15 protein-coding genes are annotated in these 19529 nt (G+C 40.2%); 6 read left to right on the forward strand and 9 right to left on the reverse strand.

Features of this window, described 5'->3' with window-relative positions:
* Positions 1-255 precede the first annotated feature (255 nt).
* Positions 256-507 carry a hypothetical protein gene (locus tag IGI79_RS13510; protein WP_195273621.1) on the forward strand — a complete coding sequence of 84 codons (252 nt, stop codon included), beginning with the start codon at positions 256-258 and terminating at the stop codon, positions 505-507.
* A gap of 247 nt (positions 508-754) precedes the next feature.
* Positions 755-1222, forward strand: a complete 468-nt coding sequence (locus IGI79_RS13515; RefSeq protein ID WP_195273622.1) for a hypothetical protein — start codon at positions 755-757, stop codon at positions 1220-1222.
* Between the two features lie 116 nt (positions 1223-1338).
* Here the strand turns inward: IGI79_RS13515 and IGI79_RS13520 are convergent, their stop codons facing one another.
* From IGI79_RS13520 to rplM, 3 genes are all read right to left on the reverse strand, one after another.
* Positions 1339-2403: a Fic family protein gene (locus IGI79_RS13520; protein ID WP_195273623.1), complete on the reverse strand. Its 1065-nt coding sequence runs from the start codon at positions 2401-2403 to the stop codon at positions 1339-1341.
* A gap of 255 nt (positions 2404-2658) precedes the next feature.
* A complete protein-coding gene (gene rpsI, locus IGI79_RS13525; RefSeq protein WP_010733940.1) occupies positions 2659-3051 on the reverse strand; it encodes a 30S ribosomal protein S9 in 393 nt (130 codons plus the stop codon).
* 15 nt (positions 3052-3066) lie between these two features.
* Positions 3067-3495: a 50S ribosomal protein L13 gene (gene rplM, locus IGI79_RS13530; protein ID WP_153830627.1), complete on the reverse strand. Its 429-nt coding sequence runs from the start codon at positions 3493-3495 to the stop codon at positions 3067-3069.
* A gap of 377 nt (positions 3496-3872) precedes the next feature.
* Between rplM and IGI79_RS13535 the strand changes: the two genes are divergently transcribed.
* The 3 genes from IGI79_RS13535 (at position 3873) to IGI79_RS13545 (ending at position 7709) form a co-directional block, all read left to right on the forward strand.
* Complete coding sequence (locus tag IGI79_RS13535) at positions 3873-5084, forward strand: argininosuccinate synthase (RefSeq protein ID WP_065095620.1); 1212 nt, start codon at positions 3873-3875, stop codon at positions 5082-5084.
* Between the two features lie 101 nt (positions 5085-5185).
* Positions 5186-6571: an argininosuccinate lyase gene (argH, locus tag IGI79_RS13540; RefSeq protein ID WP_195273624.1), complete on the forward strand. Its 1386-nt coding sequence runs from the start codon at positions 5186-5188 to the stop codon at positions 6569-6571.
* Between the two features lie 154 nt (positions 6572-6725).
* Positions 6726-7709: a hypothetical protein gene (locus IGI79_RS13545; RefSeq protein ID WP_438846056.1), complete on the forward strand. Its 984-nt coding sequence runs from the start codon at positions 6726-6728 to the stop codon at positions 7707-7709.
* 29 nt (positions 7710-7738) lie between these two features.
* Here the strand turns inward: IGI79_RS13545 and IGI79_RS13550 are convergent, their stop codons facing one another.
* The 3 genes from IGI79_RS13550 to IGI79_RS13560 all read right to left on the reverse strand — a co-directional run bounded on the left by IGI79_RS13550 (position 7739) and on the right by IGI79_RS13560 (position 10380).
* A complete protein-coding gene (locus tag IGI79_RS13550; RefSeq protein ID WP_019722517.1) occupies positions 7739-7981 on the reverse strand; it encodes a hypothetical protein in 243 nt (80 codons plus the stop codon).
* 211 nt (positions 7982-8192) lie between these two features.
* Positions 8193-8660, reverse strand: a complete 468-nt coding sequence (locus tag IGI79_RS13555; protein ID WP_019722518.1) for a Dps family protein — start codon at positions 8658-8660, stop codon at positions 8193-8195.
* A gap of 166 nt (positions 8661-8826) precedes the next feature.
* On the reverse strand, positions 8827-10380 hold the full coding sequence (locus tag IGI79_RS13560) for a gluconokinase (protein WP_195273636.1): 1554 nt from the start codon (positions 10378-10380) through the stop codon (positions 8827-8829).
* Between the two features lie 56 nt (positions 10381-10436).
* Between IGI79_RS13560 and IGI79_RS13565 the strand changes: the two genes are divergently transcribed.
* The gene (locus IGI79_RS13565; protein ID WP_195273626.1) at positions 10437-11111 is read left to right on the forward strand and encodes a prepilin peptidase; all 675 of its coding nucleotides are present in this window, start codon (positions 10437-10439) and stop codon (positions 11109-11111) included.
* A gap of 89 nt (positions 11112-11200) precedes the next feature.
* Here IGI79_RS13565 and msrA read toward each other — a convergent pair whose 3' ends face one another.
* The 3 genes from msrA to rpoB form a co-directional block, all read right to left on the reverse strand.
* A complete protein-coding gene (gene msrA, locus IGI79_RS13570) occupies positions 11201-11725 on the reverse strand; it encodes a peptide-methionine (S)-S-oxide reductase MsrA (protein WP_010733927.1) in 525 nt (174 codons plus the stop codon).
* 287 nt (positions 11726-12012) lie between these two features.
* Complete coding sequence (gene rpoC / locus IGI79_RS13575; RefSeq protein WP_019722521.1) at positions 12013-15666, reverse strand: DNA-directed RNA polymerase subunit beta'; 3654 nt, start codon at positions 15664-15666, stop codon at positions 12013-12015.
* An 80-nt stretch (positions 15667-15746) separates the two neighbouring features.
* Positions 15747-19364, reverse strand: a complete 3618-nt coding sequence (gene rpoB / locus IGI79_RS13580; protein ID WP_010733925.1) for a DNA-directed RNA polymerase subunit beta — start codon at positions 19362-19364, stop codon at positions 15747-15749.
* Positions 19365-19529 lie beyond the last annotated feature (165 nt).

Below are 19529 nucleotides of genomic sequence, written 5' to 3' on the forward strand. Positions count from 1 at the left end.
ACTATAATTTTTCACTTAATTAAATTTATTAAAAATATTGTTTGTTATATTAATAATAAATATATTGTTGTTACATTATAATTTAATTTATTTTCCATAAACTGCAATTGTAAGCGCTTGCTAAAAATGTAAGGATAAGTTAATGAATTTACGAAAAAAGTTTTTATCCAAAAAAGTTTTTTTTAAATTTCTATTTTTCTTTTCAGTGTGTTATCTGTTAGTGTGGTTACTCAGGGTATTGTCTATAGTGATCAAATGGCTCCTTCTAATGAAATAAATATTGATACAACCATAATAAATAGAAGAGATTTACCTTCAAATATACCTTTAGAACAGGCTATAATGAATTTAAATAAAGAAAAAAATACTCAGCTGGATAACAATAGCTTATCTAAAGGCATCACCGTTGTTTCAGGATATATAATTAGAATGAGCGGAACCACCTGTCAATTATATATTGCTTGGTCGGGTACAAACTCAATTAATATGGCGTGCCAGCAATATTAGAGTAACGAATTTGAGTTTGCTCAATCCATATACTTACTTAAATGTAAATAATATTTATCAAAGAACGACTGCTGCGGCTACTGGAACCTGTTATGTTAGTACGATGAGTATTCCTACAAGCGAGTCCCGTGCAAATGTTTATGCTTCGACATTACAAGCTTATTATCTTTCTTTTGGATGGAGATCCGCATTGATAAATAACGGTACTGTAGTAATAAATTGATGACATTTCAGGAGGAACAAAATATTGCTAGATTCGGATTTTCTTTTTGAAAAATATAAAGAAAAAATACATTGTGTGAAAACGAGAAATGAACCTTTAGCTACATTGAAAGAACTAGTTGATGTAAAAGAGACCCCTATTTCCATTATTTATAAAGAACATCTTGAAATGTTAAAAATCAATGTTCGTCATTCGATCCATGATCGAAAAGAGAAAACGATAGAATTTCGCCTATTTTATGTAGCAGACAATTCCAAAAGCAACATCTACTATCAATCATATGCAAAAAATCCAATCACACTCCCTGGATTAAAGAAAGAAACAATTTATATTATCTTCGAGGAGTCACTCGGGATTATGGAAACAAATTGCAGTTTATTAGCTATCGACTTTAGAATACGCCTAGGAATCGAACAAGAACACTTAGATAATAGAGATATTTATTTTTTAGACTATGTTTCAAACTTTGAGAATCGCTCGCTCTTTGAATGATTTAAAGAATAAAAAACCAGAGCATGACTAGCAAACTGAGTATGCTCTGGGAGTGATGGAAGAAGTAAGATGGATTTTTGTTCTTCTTCCAGTAATAGGTAGTAATTCATATTTTACTATTTAACATCATTTGATAGTTGATACTTAGTCGAACGACCTCTTCCGATTTTTTGAATCTTATTCTCTGTTTGTAGCTCAGCCAGAACCCGTTCAATCGTCCTTCGGCTGATATCCGCCAATAAATTCTCCAAATCAGCTCTACTCAAAGGTTCAAAGGACTTTTCTAGTTCTTCTATTACCCGCTCTACTGGTGTTAACTCACGATTTATAATGATCTCAAAACGCTCCGAGAATTTTTCGTAAGCTCGCAAAATGATGCCAACAAGATAGCGAACAAACGGCGTATAATCTTGTTCATTTTCCAACCAACCAACAGAGCTTGCCTGTAACGATTCATAGTAAGTTTGTTTTGATTCCTCTATCAGCATCTCAATACTGATGTACTTGCCAACTACATACCCTGACTTATACAGCAACAACAATGTCAACAAGCGCGACATCCGCCCATTTCCATCACTAAATGGATGAATCGAGAGAAAGTCTAAAACAAAGCAAGGGATCAATAGTAATGGGTCTATCTCAGCCTTCTGAATCGCTTGATTGTATTTGTAACATAGCTCTTCAATTAAATCTGGCGTCAAATAAGCTGGTGCCGGTACGAATCGAACTCGTTCGTTACCATCCTGATCTTTTTCCGTAATAACATTATCACCACTTTTGAACTTTCCTTTATAACTTTTAGCTGAGTAATTATAAAGATTCTTGTGTAACGTCAAAATATCATTCGGCACTATTCGAATATGCTCATAACTATCATGAATAAGTTTCAAAACATCTCGATAACCGGCAATTTCTTCTTCATCTCGATTACGAGGCTTAATTTTTTCCGCCACAATTTGCTTTAAGCGACCGTCAGTTGTCGCGATCCCTTCAATTCTATTGGAAGCCTCTGTACTTTGAATCAATGCTAAGTCCGTCAGCTTACTTAAAATCTCTGGTTTTGTTGCAATATATAGTTCTTGTTTTCCTTTATATTCATGAATCTTAGTCAGCATATTCAACAAGTTATGACTGATAGTAAGTTTATGTAACTCACGATAATCAAATTCTTTCATCGCCATCCACCTCTTTTCTCCGCCATTTTATATCATTTGGCGGAGAAAAACAACTAATGGCGGAGTAAACGACTAAATATATCTTAGTTTCTTTAAATTGACTAGATCTTTTTTTGCAGTCGCTTCTTTCTGCTTCGATTGATTCTCGATGAAATTCTCTCAATTTGAACTCACCAACTTTACCTATTTAAAAACCAAAAAAAGACGCTTCGCAAACTGAATTGCGAAACGCCTGAAATGTCGATATATATATAAAATATATTAACGTTTTGAGAATTGAGAAGCTTTACGAGCTTTCTTAAGACCTGGTTTTTTACGTTCAACCATACGTGCGTCACGTGTAAGTAACCCAGCGCGTTTAAGAGCTAAACGGAAGTCAGGATCAACTTCTAGCAATGCACGAGCGATCCCGTGACGGATAGCTCCTGATTGTCCAGCGTATCCTCCACCGTTTACGTTAACAAATACGTCATATGCGCCTTTTGTTTCAGTAACGCCGAAAGGTTGATTGATAACTTCACGCAAGTCAGCATGTGGAATATATTCTTCAACATCTTTTTTGTTGATAGTAATTTTACCAGTTCCTGGTACTAAGCGTACGCGAGCAACTGCATTTTTACGACGGCCTGTGCCGATATATTGAACTTGTGCCAATGAAATTCCCTCCTATTAGATTAAGTTTGTGATGTCTAAAACTTCTGGTTGTTGTGCTGCATGTGGATGTTCTGCTCCACCGTATACATTCAATTTTGTAAATTGTTTGCGGCCTAAAGTATTTTTAGGTAGCATGCCTTTTACAGAAGTTTCGATCAAACGACGAGAATTTTTAGCACGCAATTCACCAGCTGAGATTGATTTCAATCCTCCTGGGTAGTTGCTGTGACGGTAATAAATTTTATCAGTCGCTTTTTTACCTGTTAATTTCACTTTATCTGCATTGATAACAATGACGAAATCGCCAGTATCCAAATGAGGGGTGAAAGTTGGTTTATTTTTTCCACGTAGTACAGATGCAACAACTGTTGAAAGACGTCCCAATGGAACATCAGTTGCGTCTACTACATACCATTTACGTTCTACTTCGCCTGGTTTGGCCATATATGTTGTACGCACGTTAGTTTCCTCCAATTTAAGTTCTGATGTTTGACATACACTTCGAGTTTCCGGGGCTCTTTGTGGGGCAAACAATACCATTTAACATATTACCTGCAAATACCGATAATGTCAACGTTTTTCTATACTTTTGAAAAATTAAATTTCCTTTTCATTTTTATCTTTTCATCGTTTTAGTTTCTTTTAGACTAAGAAATCCATTTTGTATAAAAAGTTGTGTATTTACATCATTTTTGAATATTATTTTCATTTTATTTATTTTTATGTATAATTATTTAATTTATTGATTGCTTTTTTATTTTTATGATGTTATCATTTGAAACAACTATTTTGAAAACACTTAAAAATAAAGGGGCGATTTTATGAAAGAAAAAATTATATTGGCTTACTCAGGTGGTTTAGATACCTCTGTGGCAATCAAATGGTTGGCAAAAGATTATGAGGTGATTGCTTGTTGCCTAGATATCGGTGAAGGCAAAGATACAGCTTTTATTAAAGAAAAAGCACTTCAAGTTGGCGCAATTGCGTCTTATGCCATCGACGCCAAAGAGGAATTTGCTCAAGAATTTGCATTGATCGCGCTACAAGGTCATACGTTTTACGAGCAGTCTTACCCACTGGTTTCAGCGCTTTCTCGCCCCTTGATCGCAAAAAAATTAGTGGAATTAGCTCGAAAAACTGGTGCAACGACGATTGCTCATGGCTGTACAGGAAAAGGCAATGACCAAGTTCGTTTTGAAGTAGCAATCAATGCCTTGGCACCTGAAATGAAAATCATTGCACCGGTTCGTCAATGGCAATGGTCTCGGGAAGAAGAAATCGCCTATGCGAAAGAAAATGATGTGCCGATCCCAGCAGATTTGGAGAATCCATATTCTATCGACCAAAACTTGTGGGGACGTGCATGTGAGTGTGGTGTGTTAGAAGACCCTTGGGCGACTCCGCCAGCAGGTGCTTATGATATTACGACAGCCTTGGAGTATACACCTGATCAGCCGGATATCATTGAACTCAGTTTTGAACAAGGCGTTCCAGTTGCTTTGAATCAAGAAAGTTTATCTTTGTCTGAATTGATCTTGTCTTTGAATCAATTAGCCGGCAAGCATGGAATCGGACGGATCGATCATGTGGAGAATCGTCTGGTAGGGATCAAATCGCGGGAAGTGTATGAATGCCCTGGAGCGATCACTTTGATGCAGGCACACAAAGAGCTGGAAGATTTGACCTTCGTTCGTGAATTAGCACATTTCAAACCAATGATCGAGCAACAGTTGAGCCAAATGATTTATGATGGTCTCTGGTTCAATCCATTGACCGATGCGTTGATCTCTTTCTTGAAAGCAACACAGACTGCGGTCAATGGGACTGTCCGTGTCAAACTATTCAAAGGAAACGTCATCGTTGAAGGACGTAAATCAGCCAATAGTCTGTATAACGAAGAACTAGCAACGTATACTTCAGCGGATACCTTCGATCAACAAGCTGCTATCGGTTTTATCAAGCTTTGGGGTCTGCCATCGAAAGTCTATGCGGAAGTTCAAACGAAGCAACAAACAGCCGTAGGATCAGAGTAACGAGTAAAGCCATCAAAAGAAAAGTAAGGTAAAAGCTGAGTGCGAACTCAAACAGGAACTTTTACCTTCTTTTCTTTCATTCAAAATATAGGAGGAATCACATGGATAAACTTTGGGGTGGACGATTTCAAGGAAAAAGTGAACAATGGATCGATGCATTCGGCGCTTCGATCTCCTTTGATCAAAAATTAGCTGAACAAGATATTTTAGGTAGTCTCGCCCATGTGAAAATGTTGGCCCATACTGGTATTTTGTCCGAGGAAGAAGCGCAACAGATCATCGCTGGTTTGGAAAAACTGCAAACACGCTTAACGAATGGCACTTTGCATTTTTCGGTGGAAAATGAAGACATCCACTTGAATATTGAAAAATGCCTACATGAGGAAATCGGACCTGTTGCCGGGAAACTACATACTGCTCGTAGCCGCAATGACCAAGTCGCAACAGACATGCACTTGTATCTAAAAGATACGGTACTTGAACTGATTGAAAAGCTTCATTCGTTACGTCAAACGTTCGTGGAAAAAGCAGCAGAGCATACGGCTACGATCATGCCAGGATATACTCATCTGCAACACGCCCAACCGATTTCCTTTGGCCATCATCTCTTAGCGTACTATCAGATGCTTACCCGTGATCATGAACGCTTCACAGAAAGCCTGAAACGAATCGATATTTCCCCATTAGGCAGTGCGGCATTAGCAGGCACGACATTCCCTATCGATCGTTCATTCACCGCGACTGAATTAGGCTTTTCTGCGGTCTATGCAAACAGTTTAGACGCCGTTAGTGACCGTGATTTTATTCTGGAATTTTTAAGCAATGCTTCATTATTAATGATGCACTTGTCTCGTTTTTGCGAAGAAATCATTTTTTGGTGTAGTTATGAATGCCAATATATTGAACTTTCGGATACTTTTTCAACAGGTAGTTCGATCATGCCCCAAAAGAAAAACCCAGATATGGCAGAATTGATTCGTGGAAAAACTGGTCGAGTATATGGGAATTTATTTGGTTTGCTCACGTTGATGAAAGGTTTGCCTTTAGCTTATAACAAAGATTTCCAAGAAGATAAAGAAGGCATGTTCGATACGAGTGAAACGATTTTAGCTAGTCTCTCGATCATGGAAGGTATGGTCAAAACCATGGAAGTGAACAAAGCCCGAATGTATGCAGCCACGCAAAAAGATTTCTCCAATGCGACTGAGTTAGCCGATTACTTGGCTGCAAAAGGCTTACCTTTCCGTCAAGCACATGAGATCGTCGGTAAACTCGTCTTACATTGTACACAGCAAGGTTGCTCGTTACAAGACCTCCCACTAACAGAATTCCAAACAATCAGCCCGCTGATCGAATCTGATCTTTACGATACCTTACTTCCAGAAACTGCCGTGAAACGTCGCAATTCATTAGGTGGTACAGGTTTTGACCAAGTAGAAATACAGATTGAGCAAGCAATACGTCAATTGAAAATAGACATAAACTAAAAGAACACCTTGAGATAAGCTTTTCACACATTGTCTCAAGGTGTTCTTTTAGTTTACATTTTTCAAAAATATGTAAAAAAAGTTCAATCTTTCAAGAATAAACATGTCATACTTTAGTTTAAAAAACTTTTTCATACAGAAAGGAAAAACTATTATGCATTTCTTCCCCTTTGTCGATCCCAACCGTCGACCACAAGCCAAGATTCGAAAAATGACAGAAGAACTCACACAAAAATTTCATGCAATCGATCCAGATTTGACTTTGATACATAATGATAACTTTATTGATTATGGTCCAGAGGTCTTTCCACAACTTTCGTCGATTTGCTGGGATCCTCGTGTGCCAAATCATCCGATGGAACATTTTGTGTATTCGGAGTATCGATTGAAATATCAATTTTATACGCTCTATTGTTTTACACCTTATGGCGAACAAATTGATGAACATTACGGAAAAGTAAATCATTCGGATCGAAAAACGCTACAAGCAATTGACGATTTGATATTAACTGTTATTCACACTTATCAAGCAAAAAACTTATCTTACTGGAAGGATTTATTTCCAGAAGAACAATTCCAACAAACAATCGCATCTCATTATCAAAGAACTTCACAGATGATCGGTGAAGGTAGAAAAAGTAGCCGACTAATCACCTTCACTGACCCTAAGCATCGACCTTTGGCCGCTGTAGAAAAGAATACGGAATTTCTAGAAACTCAGTTAAATCAATTAGATTCTCGACTAACTGTGACCCATGATGATTCATTTATTGATTTTGGTCCAAGTGATGGACATTTTCTTGCTGAGTGTCCTTATGATCCAGAGGAAGACGACCTAGACGACGATAGACGTGGTCTATCGGAGGAAGAATATGAGATTTGCTATGAAGATATTCCTCTATTTGGTTGTTCTCCCTATAACATAAGCTTTGGTATACATGGCGATTTTTACAGTAAATGGATGTTGAATATTGATTATCTTGATTTAAGAGAGCGATTGAATAACCCTACTTTAGCTATTATTCATCAATATCAGTTAGATAATCTATATTATTGGCGTGATCATTATTCCACTGAAAAATTCCAATCTGAAGCCCTTGATTCCAAAGAACGCGGGCTACGACAAATCCACTCCTGAATATTCAAAAGGGTGTACTCAATGCTCAGTCAATTACAAAAAAATGACAGAAAGACTCTTGTAAGGGTATCCGTAAATCCTCGGAGTGTTGCCCATTCGTTCCATGTTTTTTCATCTTTCGCTTGCGAAGTGCCGCTTAAATCAATCTCAACAGCCGGACGCGAGATCGCTTCTTTGAAGGATCGATCACTCGCAAAGGCTAAGAGTGTCGGTTGGAAAACCGACGACAACAACATTACAACCATCAACAACGAGAACCATTTCTTTTTCATTTTTCCACTCCTTTTCTTTTTTATTTACACCGAGAGTATATCTCAAGAAAAGTAAGCGCTTAATAAAAAGTAGTGATTTTTAAAGAACGTCTTTTTCCCATTAGCAGAAAATAAATTTCTGCGTAATTAATAGAAAAAATAACACCCTGTCGACACACGTCTCAATGGATGTGTGTCAACAGGGTGTCTTTTATAGTTGTGATTCGCTTGTTTATGCGTCAATTCCTGGTGCTTTACCTAGATGTGCTTGTATCATCCAGATGCGTTTTTCTGTTGCTGCTTTAAAATCAATGAAGATATCTTGTGTTGGATCGTCGCCTTCTTCACCAGCAGCTTCGATTCCTTTTTGGAAAAGATCTGCTAAATAGCGGTAACCTGCGACTAATGTTTCTAAACGTTCTTCCATCGTGCGATCCCAACGACCAATTTCATCAGGGATTTTTGTGTTGTCTGCAAATTCACGTAATGTTGAATAAGGTGAACCATCTAATGTGATCAAACGTTCTGAGATTTCATCTAATTGTTCATTCAAGTCGTCCATGAAGCTGTCCATCATTGGATGCAATGTCAAGAATCCAGGACCTCTCATATACCAATGTGTTTGGTGGACGATCACCGACATTTGGCTTAAATCTGCTACTAATTGATTCAATACTTCTTTGGTTTGTTGAAATTTCATGTAATTCTGCCTCCTCGCATTTGCCTATATTAAAATCATAGTAAACTTTGAGGGAAAAGTACACTAAAATCCTTTAGATGAGAACGATTTTCATCCCCAGAGTAATGCTTTTTTTAAATAGCAAAAAATCTGCCAACTAAATAGAAAATATAACTAATGTCATCATTTACGACTCGCCTTCTTCATCTATCATCTCTATTGAGAGATCCTCTCGTAGTTCCGCAAATAACTGAGAATAGCGGCTTAATTCTTGTTGTGTTGAAACAAACAAAGGATATATTTTGTTGTACATGCGGCTGGCCTTTTTCTGAACAGCCACTTGTTGTGCTAATTCAATATATGCGGAAGCTTCACCTAATGTTTCGATTCTGCCTTGGCTCTGCCAACCTAATATGACTGCCCCTAACGCTGAGGCTTCTTTAACTTTTGGAAAACGGATAGGTTGTCCCAATACATCTGCCATGATCTGCCGAAATAACACTGATTGAGCAAAGCCACCAGTTGCACGTAACTCAATCACTTGATCGGGTGGACAGATACCTCGCAAAATTCGTTTGAGATTAAAACAAACCCCTTCCAGGACCGCTCGCATCATGTCTTTTTCCGTATGCCATCGTTGTAGACCAATAAAACTTCCAAATGCCTCCGCATCCCACAAAGGTGCTCGTTCACCTAATAAATATGGTTGAAAAATCAGCCCATTGGCGCCAGGCGGGACAAAAGCGATTTCCGAAAGGACTGCTTGATACGGATCTTCTCCTTGTTCCTTAGCTCGTTGAACGACATCTTGCATCAATGTATGGACCGCCCAATCAAAGATCCCTGCGCCATTACTAGTTGCTCCTCCGATGACCCAGTGTGTTTGATCCAAAACATAACAGAAGGTTTCCATTGTTGGATGGAGCTTTGGGCGATTCGAAATAAATCGTAATGCGCCACTGGTACCGACAGTCAGCGCTGCCGTCGTCTCACCAAATGCACCTAAGCCTAAATTGGATAAGGGCCCATCGGCTCCACCTAAAATAAATGGAATCTCTTGATCAAAGTGAAACCTCGTACGGGCTTGTTCTGTTAATTTCGTGAACTGGGTAGTCGCAGGTGCTACTCTCGGTAATTGCTCTTCTTGTATCCCTAACTCTTCAAGAATAGGCTCTGACCATTGGAAACGGTGGATATCGAAGTACCCTGTGCCAGAAGCAGTACTATAATCACTGACTAATTCAGCAAACAGCTCATAAAAAAGATAGTCTTTGATCCCTACAAAATAAGCCGCTTGCTCAAATAAATCAGGAAACTCGTTTTTCAACCAATTGATTTTGATTAATGGTGTCATTGGATGGATCGGCGTACCCGTCCGTTCATAGATCACTCGACCTTTTTCAGTTGCTTTTAATTTTTCTGCTTCATTGACAGCACGAGTGTCTGCCCAAGTAAACATACGAGTTAAAGGTTTTTTATTTTTATCTAATAAAATCAAGCTGTGCATGGCTGTTGAAAATGAAATGAATTGGATTGTCTGTGCTGGCAATTGTTGGATCACTTCATTGATGACCGTATACACTGCATGGACGATCAATTCCTGATCTTGTTCAGCCATGCCTTGAATTTCTTGGATCAGCGGGTAATGAAAGTAGGCTGTAGCTACTTCTTCTGCTTGTTCATTGAATGCAACTGCTTTCGTTTGCGTAGTACCGATATCGACCCCGACTGCAATCATTATTTTTTCCACCTCTCTTCTCCTTTTTTGCGTATCTTAATCAAAAGGAGGTTGGTCTGATGTTTCTTTATTTTATCATTGGTTGTTGCTTTGGTTCTTTTTTGTGCTTGGTCGCACAACGCGTTCCTCAAGACCTTTCTATTATTTCCCCTCGTTCACATTGTGTCAACTGTCACCAAACATTGCGTTGGTATGAGTTGATTCCATTACTTTCGATTGTCATGCAACGATTTCATTGCCGCTCTTGTCAGACCAAACTTTCACCCATGTATCCACTGGCAGAGTTGATCAGCGGTACGCTATTTATGTATGCAGGATGCTATTCGCCAGATACAGTTCATTCGATTTGGCTATTCACTGCTTTTTTATTTTCGTTGATGGATATTTTTTACCTTGCGATCGACACTCGCATCCTCTATTTCTCATGGGCTTTCTTATGGGCCTACTGGGTGCTGACTGAGCAGTTTCACTTAGAAACCAGCTTAGCGTTCGGCTTGATCAGTTACGGTTTGCTGCGTTATGGGCAAGCTTATTTAGGCGCAGGTGATACGTTACTCTTACTTAGTTGGAGCGGCGGACTCCCCTTTTCACAGCTACTCATGCTTTTGTTTATCGCCAGTTGTCTTGGTTTAAGTTATTTTTGTATCACTGCTTTACTCCATAAGAAAAGAAAGCATCTCCCCTTCGTTCCTTTTCTAAGTATTGCCTTATGGTTGGTCCTCTATTTCCGATAGCACAAAAAAGAAGAAGCATCTAGAACAAAATGTCCGATCTTCCTCTTTTCTTATTACTTAAAATTCATATTTTCTAGTAACTTATACTGCTAGTCTTTCCAGTTTTTTCTAAGGAATCCCGCCCGACCAGAGCCTTCACGATACAACTGATAATGGATCTTGTTTTTCTTGTAGTAATCTTGATGATACTCCTCTGCGGGATAAAAGGTCGTACGAGGTTCGATCTTTGTGACGATCGGTTGATCGAAACGGCCACTTGCTTGTAACTGTTGTTTTGAGTTTTCTGCGGCTTCACGTTCTGCTTCATCACTATAATAAATGACCGGACGATAAGAGTCCCCACGATCAGCAAACTGCCCTAAAGCATCTGTCGGATCGGTCTGTTGCCAATAAATCTCGACCAATTGTGCATAGGTGATGATTTCAGGATCATATTCGATTTCTACCGCTTCCGTATGACCTGTTGTTCCAGTCGTCACTTGTTCGTAGGTTGGATTTGGTACATGTCCTCCAGTATAACCGGAAGTAACGGAGAGGATACCTGGTTGTGTTTCAAACGGTTTGACCATACACCAAAAACAGCCACCTGCAAATACAGCTTTTTTCACTGCCATTTCTTATCAGCTCCTTTGGTTTTATCATACTCGTTTTCATTGAAATAAATAGTAATATGCTTATTTTACCCCCTACCGGTATTTTTAGCCTATTTTTATTATTTTTCTTTTATTATTTGAAAACTTGTGGATAAATTTTGGTACACATAATAATTATCCCCTGTGGATATCTATTGCCATTTCTTTTATCCACAGTTACCTTTTACTTCCTTGATTCTAGTTTATCCACAAAAAGAAGGTCAAGTCCCTCAAACAGGAACTTGACCTTCTTTCTATGAACTCATGGTTTATCGTGTTTGTTCATTCATTGCATCTTCTGCAGCCATTTGTGCTTCGATGTCAGAAATGCTATACACGTTTTCACTTGCAACGCCAACTTCTTTTGGTTCCATGTTGCGGTAACGTGGCATACCAGTACCAGCTGGAATGATCTTACCGATGATAACATTTTCTTTCAAACCAAGAAGTGGATCTTTTTTGCCTCGGATCGCAGCATCAGTCAAGACACGAGTTGTTTCTTGGAAGGATGCAGCTGATAAGAAGCTGTTTGTTTCTAATGATGCTTTTGTAATACCTAGTAAGACTGGACGAGATGTCGCAGGAACGCCACCAGCAACTAACGTATTGTAGTTTTGGTCTTTGAAGTCTGCGATATCTAACAATGTACCTGGCAAGATTTCTGTATCGCCTGGGTCCATGACGCGCACTTTACGAAGCATTTGGCGAACCATTACTTCGATATGTTTGTCGCCGATTTCTACCCCTTGCATACGGTAAACGCGTTGTACTTCACGTAATAGATAGTTTTCAACAGATAGAACGTCACGTACTTGCAACAATTGTTTCGGATCGATTGATCCTTCTGTCAATGGTGCACCACGATGGATCATATCGCCTTCAGCGACTTTCATACGTGCAGTATAAGGCACTGTATACGTACGTGTATCTGTTTTCCCTTTGATTGTTACTTCTTTAGTACGTGTAGCAGGATCTTCAGAGATATCGATGACATCCCCTGTTACTTCAGTGATCACTGCTTGTCCTTTCGGATTACGTGCTTCAAAGATTTCTTGGACACGAGGAAGACCTTGAGTGATATCATCTCCGGCAACCCCACCCGTATGGAACGTACGCATTGTTAACTGAGTACCTGGTTCACCGATTGATTGAGCGGCGATCGTACCAACTGCTTCTCCGACTTCAACGTCAGAACCAGTTGCCAAGTTACGTCCGTAACAATGTTTGCAGACACCATGTTTTGTGTTACATGTGAAGACAGAACGGATCGTTACAGTTTCAACACCTGCATCAACGATTTGTTTTGCAACATCTTCAGAGATCAATTGATTTCCGGCGATGATCATTTCGTTGGTTTCAGGATGACGAACTTCTTTACGTGTGTAACGACCAATCAAACGATCTTCAAGAGATTCGATGATTTCATTTCCTTCACGGATTGCTTGGATCTCAAGACCGCGGTCAGTGCCACAATCTTCTTCACGAATGATGACATCTTGGGCAACGTCAACTAAACGACGTGTCAAGTAACCAGAATCGGCTGTCTTCAAGGCTGTATCGGTCATTCCTTTACGAGCCCCGTGAGTTGAGATAAACATTTCCAAGACAGAAAGTCCTTCGCGGAAGTTCGAAATGATCGGCAATTCCATGATACGTCCATTCGGTGCGGCCATCAATCCACGCATACCAGCAAGCTGAGTAAAGTTGGAGATGTTACCACGGGCACCAGAATCTGACATCATGAAGATTGGGTTTTTCGCTTCCAAACCTTCCATCAGTTTTTGTTGGATGCTGTCTTTCGCAGAGTTCCAAACAGCGATTACTCGTTCATAACGCTCGTCGTCAGTGATCAATCCACGACGGAATTGCTTCGTGATCGACTCTACTTGTTTATGTGCTTCGTCAATGATCACTTGTTTTTCATTCAAGACACTGATGTCGGCGATCCCTACAGTGATACCTGCATGTGTTGAATGTTTGTATCCTAAGTCTTTCATACGGTCAAGCATCTTAGATGTTTCAGTTACTTTGAAACGTTTGAAGACTTCGGCGATGATGTTTCCTAAGTTTTTCTTCTTGAATGGTAAAACTAGTTCTTGTTCTTTGATGTGAGCAGGAATATCTGTTCCAGCTTCAACAAAGTATTTGTCCGGTGTTTGGACAGTCAAGTTGAAGTCAGTTGGCTCATTCAAGTAAGGGAATTCTGGTGGCATGATCTCGTTGAAGATGATCTTACCAACAGTCGTGATCATCGTGCGTTCTTTTTGCCATTCTGTAAATGGTTTGTCCCCTAATGTCGTTGGGTTCACACCAATACGTGAATGTAAATGAACGTAGCCATTACGCCATGCGATGACTGCTTCGTTTTGGTCTCTAAAGACCATTCCTTCGCCTTCACGACCTTCTTCTTCCATTGTTAGGTAGTAGTTTCCTAAAACCATATCCTGAGAAGGTGTAACAACTGGTTTACCATCTTTTGGATTCAAGATGTTTTGAGCAGCTAACATCAGCATACGTGCTTCTGCTTGTGCTTCTTCGTTCAACGGTACATGAACGGCCATTTGGTCTCCATCGAAATCGGCATTATAAGCTTCACATACCAATGGATGCAAACGGATCGCACGACCTTGGACAAGAACTGGTTCAAATGCTTGGATACCTAATCTGTGAAGCGTAGGTGCCCGGTTCAATAGAACTGGATGTTCTTTGATGACGTCTTCTAAGACATCCCAAACTTCATCTTCTTGACGTTCGATTTTGCGTTTCGCATTTTTGATGTTTGAAGCAAGTTCACGTTGAACTAATTCGCGCATCACGAATGGTTTGAACAATTCGATCGCCATTTCTTTTGGTAATCCACATTGGTACATTTTCAAGAAAGGACCTACGACGATAACTGAACGACCAGAGTAGTCGACACGTTTACCAAGTAAGTTTTGACGGAAACGACCTTGTTTCCCTTTCAACATATGAGAAAGAGATTTCAATGGGCGGTTACCTGGTCCTGTAACAGGACGGCCACGACGACCGTTATCGATCAACGCATCTACCGCTTCTTGTAACATCCGTTTTTCATTTTGAACGATGATTCCTGGTGCATTCAAGTCTAACAAACGTTTCAAACGATTGTTACGGTTGATCACACGACGATATAGATCGTTCAAATCACTTGTTGCAAAACGTCCACCTTCTAATTGGACCATTGGTCGTAGATCTGGTGGGATGACAGGGATAACGTCCATGACCATCCAGCTTGGTTCATTGCCAGAAGCACGGAATGCTTCTAAAATGTCCAAACGACGGATCGCGCGTGTACGTTTTTGTCCTTGTGCAGATTTCAACTCTTCTTTCAATTCAGCCGCTTCGCCATCCAAATCAACGTTATCAAGTAATTGTTTGATTGCTTCCGCGCCCATTGCTGCTTGGAATTCTTGGCCATATTGTTCACGTTTTTCGCGGTATTCGCGTTCAGTCAACAATTGTTTTTTCTCTAAGCTTGTGTTTCCTGGTTCAATAACAACATATGAGGCAAAGTAAATGATTTCTTCTAATGCGCGTGGGCTCATGTCTAATACAAGACCCATACGAGAAGGAATACCTTTGAAATACCAGATATGTGAAACAGGTGCTGCTAATTCGATATGACCCATACGTTCACGACGAACTTTTGAACGAGTCACTTCCACACCACAGCGATCACAAACGATTCCTTTATAACGGATACGTTTGTATTTTCCGCAGGCACATTCCCAGTCTTTTGTAGGACCAAAAATCCGCTCACAGAACAACCCTTCGCGCTCAGGTTTTAAGGTACGATAGTTAATCGTCTCAGGTTTTTTTACTTCACCGTAAGACCAGCTTCTGATTTTTTCGGGAGAAGCCAAACCTATTTGCATACTTTCGAATTTATTTACATCGATCAAAAGGGGTTCCCTCCATTTCGTTTAATGGCAAAACCGTAAGGCGGCTGATCTTCGACCGCCTCACAGTATCTCAGACCGGATTAGTCTAAATTATCTTCTGCGGTTTCAAAGTTTTGGATGATATCTTGTCTTTCATCTTCGACTTGTTCAGCAGCTTGTTTTTCTAGTTCTTTTGCTGTTTGTTGTTCAGCGAATTTTGTCAAAGCATCCACTGTGATCAAATCATCGTCTTCGTCATCCATGTCGCGAAGTTCGATCTCGCTGTCTTGGATGTCTAGGACACGCATGTCTAATCCTAGTGATTGTAATTCTTTGACTAATACGCGGAAGGATTCAGGTACACCTGGTTTTGGAATTGGTTCACCTTTGACGATTGCTTCGTATGTTTTCACACGTCCGACTACGTCATCTGATTTGTATGTCAAGATTTCTTGTAAGGTATAAGCCGCACCGTATGCTTCCAGTGCCCAAACTTCCATTTCCCCAAAACGTTGTCCACCAAATTGCGCTTTACCACCTAATGGTTGTTGCGTAACTAGTGAGTAAGGTCCAATTGAACGTGCATGTAACTTGTCGTCAACCATGTGAGCAAGTTTGATCATGTACATCACACCGACAGACACACGTCCGTCAAATGGTTCACCTGTACGTCCGTCATAAAGAACAGTTTTCGCATCGCTAGCCATACCAGCTTCACGAACTGTTTCCCATACGTCTTCATCACTTGCACCATCAAATACTGGTGTTGCTACGTGGATGCCTAATTGACGCGCAGCCATCCCTAAATGCAATTCCAATACTTGTCCGATGTTCATACGTGATGGTACCCCTAGTGGGTTCAACATGATGTCGATCGGTGTTCCATCAGGTAAGAATGGCATATCTTCTTCCGGCATAATACGGGAAACAACCCCTTTATTACCGTGACGTCCGGCCATTTTATCCCCTTCATGGATTTTACGTTTTTGAACGATATACACACGAACTAACATGTTGACACCTGGTGATAATTCATCGCCAGCTTCACGAGTAAAGATCTTCACATCGTGAACGATCCCGCCTCCACCATGCGGTACACGTAGAGAAGTATCACGTACTTCACGTGCTTTTTCACCGAAGATCGCATGCAATAAACGTTCTTCTGCTGAAAGTTCAGTTACCCCTTTTGGTGTTACTTTACCGACTAATAGGTCACCGTCTTGGACTTCCGCCCCAATACGAATGATCCCCATTTCATCTAAGTCTTTCAATGCGTCTTCACCGACGTTCGGGATTTCGCGAGTGATTTCTTCAGGTCCTAATTTTGTATCACGAGCTTCTGATTCATATTCTTCAATATGGATCGATGTGTACACATCGTCTTTGACAAGACGACGACTCATGATGATCGCATCTTCGTAGTTGTAACCTTCCCAAGTCATGAAACCGACTAAGACGTTTTGTCCTAGAGCCATTTCACCTTGTTCCATTGATGGTCCGTCTGCCAAGGTATCCCCTTTTTCGACTTTCTCACCTAAATGAACGATTGGGCGTTGGTTGTAACTTGTTCCAGAGTTTGAACGACGGAATTTTGTTACTGAATATTTGTCTAATGCGCCATTGTCGCGACGTACGCGGATCTCAGAGGCATCAACAAATTCAACTACACCATCGTGTTTACATAGTAACGCAGCTCCTGAGTCATGAGCTGATTTATATTCCATACCAGTACCAACCCAAGGTGCTTGTGGATTGATCAATGGCACTGCTTGACGCTGCATGTTGGCACCCATCAAGGCACGGTTGGAGTCATCGTTTTCCAAGAAAGGAATACATGCTGTCGCTACCGCAACTACTTGTTTCGGTGAAACGTCCATATAATCGACTTTATCGATCGATACTTCTAAGTTTTCACTTTGGGCACGAGCCATGACGATTTCTTCAGCAAATGTACCGTCATCATTCAACTTACTGTTTGCTTGGGCAACGATATAATGGTCCTCGATGTCTGCTGTCAAGTAATCGATTTGTTCTGTCACACGGCCAGTTTCACGATCAACACGACGATACGGCGTTTCGATAAAACCAAATTTGTTTACTTTCGCGTAACTAGATAAACTATTGATCAATCCGATATTTGGTCCCTCAGGCGTTTCGATCGGACACATACGGCCATAGTGGGAGTAGTGAACGTCACGTACTTCATAGCCGGCACGGTCACGAGTCAAACCACCAGGTCCTAAGGCAGAAAGACGACGTTTGTGTGTCAATTCGCCCAATGGATTTGTTTGGTCCATGAACTGAGACAATTGTGAAGAACCAAAGAATTCTTTGATACTTGCGACAACTGGACGGATGTTGATCAATTGTTGTGGTGTCAATGTTTCTGTATCTTGGATCGACATTCTTTCACGTACAACACGTTCCATACGTGCTAATCCGATACGGAATTGATTTTGTAAAAGTTCTCCGACAGAACGGATACGACGATTTCCTAAGTGGTCGATATCGTCCACGTTGCCGATGCCTTCCATCAAGTTCAAGAAATAGCTCATTGAAGCAACGATATCCGCTGGACGAACAGTTTTCACTGTTGTGTCTGGGTAGCCGTTACCGATCACGTTGACTTCACGTTCTGGGTCTTTTGGTGAAAAGACTTTGATCACTTGGACAGTCATTGGATCAGTGACTACGCCATCTTCTGTTGGGTAGTAAGTCACTGAGTTCAAACCATTGTCGATGAACGGTGCTAATGTTTCCATCACTTGATGGGTCAAAGCTGTTCCTTTTTCAACAATGATCTCGCCTGTTTCAGGATCAACCAACGTTTCAGCTAACGTTAAGTTCAATAGACGTGTTTTCAAGTCTAATTTTTTGTTTACTTTGTAACGACCAACATTTGCTAAGTCGTAACGTTTTGGATCAAAGAAGCGGGCATTCAGCAAGTTACGTGAACTATCTGCTGTTTTTGGTTCGCCTGGGCGAAGACGCTCGTAGATGTCTTTTAATCCTTCTTCTGTTCTAGAATCACTTGCATTTTTGTGTAAATCTTTTTCGATCGTGTTACGTAATGTTTCACTATCCCCAAAGATTTCAAAAATCGTGTCATCTGAACCGAAACCTAATGCACGAACTAACACCGTCAATGGAATCTTACGTGTGCGGTCGATACGTACATAAGAGATGTCTTTTGCATCAGTTTCCATTTCTAACCATGCACCACGGTTAGGGATCACAGTGGAACCGAATCCTTCTTTACCGTTTTTGTCTACTTTCCCATGGAAGTAAACACCCGGTGAACGGACTAATTGGGAAACGATAACACGTTCCGCACCGTTGATGATGAATGTACCTTGCTCTGTCATCAATGGGAAATCACCGAAGAATACTTCTTGGGCTTTGATTTCGCCTGTTTCACGGTTTGTTAAACGTAAAGTCACATGTAATGGTGCAGAGTAATTTGCGTCATGTGCGCGTGCTTCTGCTACTGTGTACTTTGGTTCTTTCAATTCATAATCTACAAATTCCAAAGAAAGATTGCCATTGAAGTCATCGATTGGCAAAATATCTTCAAACATTTCTCTTAGTCCTTCATCTAAGAACCATTGGTACGAGTCTGTTTGAATTTCGATCAAATTTGGTAATTCCAACACTTCACTGATTCGTGCGAAACTTCTACGTTCGCGATGTTTTCCGTATTTTACTACGTGTCCAGCCAAGCTCTTCACCCCTCTAAAATGTCATTCAAAAAGACTACCCGATCAATTGTTACAATAATATTAAAAATATTATATTTAGGTAACAACAGACATTTTTTGCGGCTTTTAGGCAAAAAAAAACCAAAAATAGAACGTTCTCTTGAGTACTTGCCTACGTGAGCTTCT

It is taken from the genome of Enterococcus sp. AZ084, assembly GCF_051714905.1.
Classification (GTDB): Bacteria; Bacillota; Bacilli; order Lactobacillales; family Enterococcaceae; genus Enterococcus_B; species Enterococcus_B pernyi.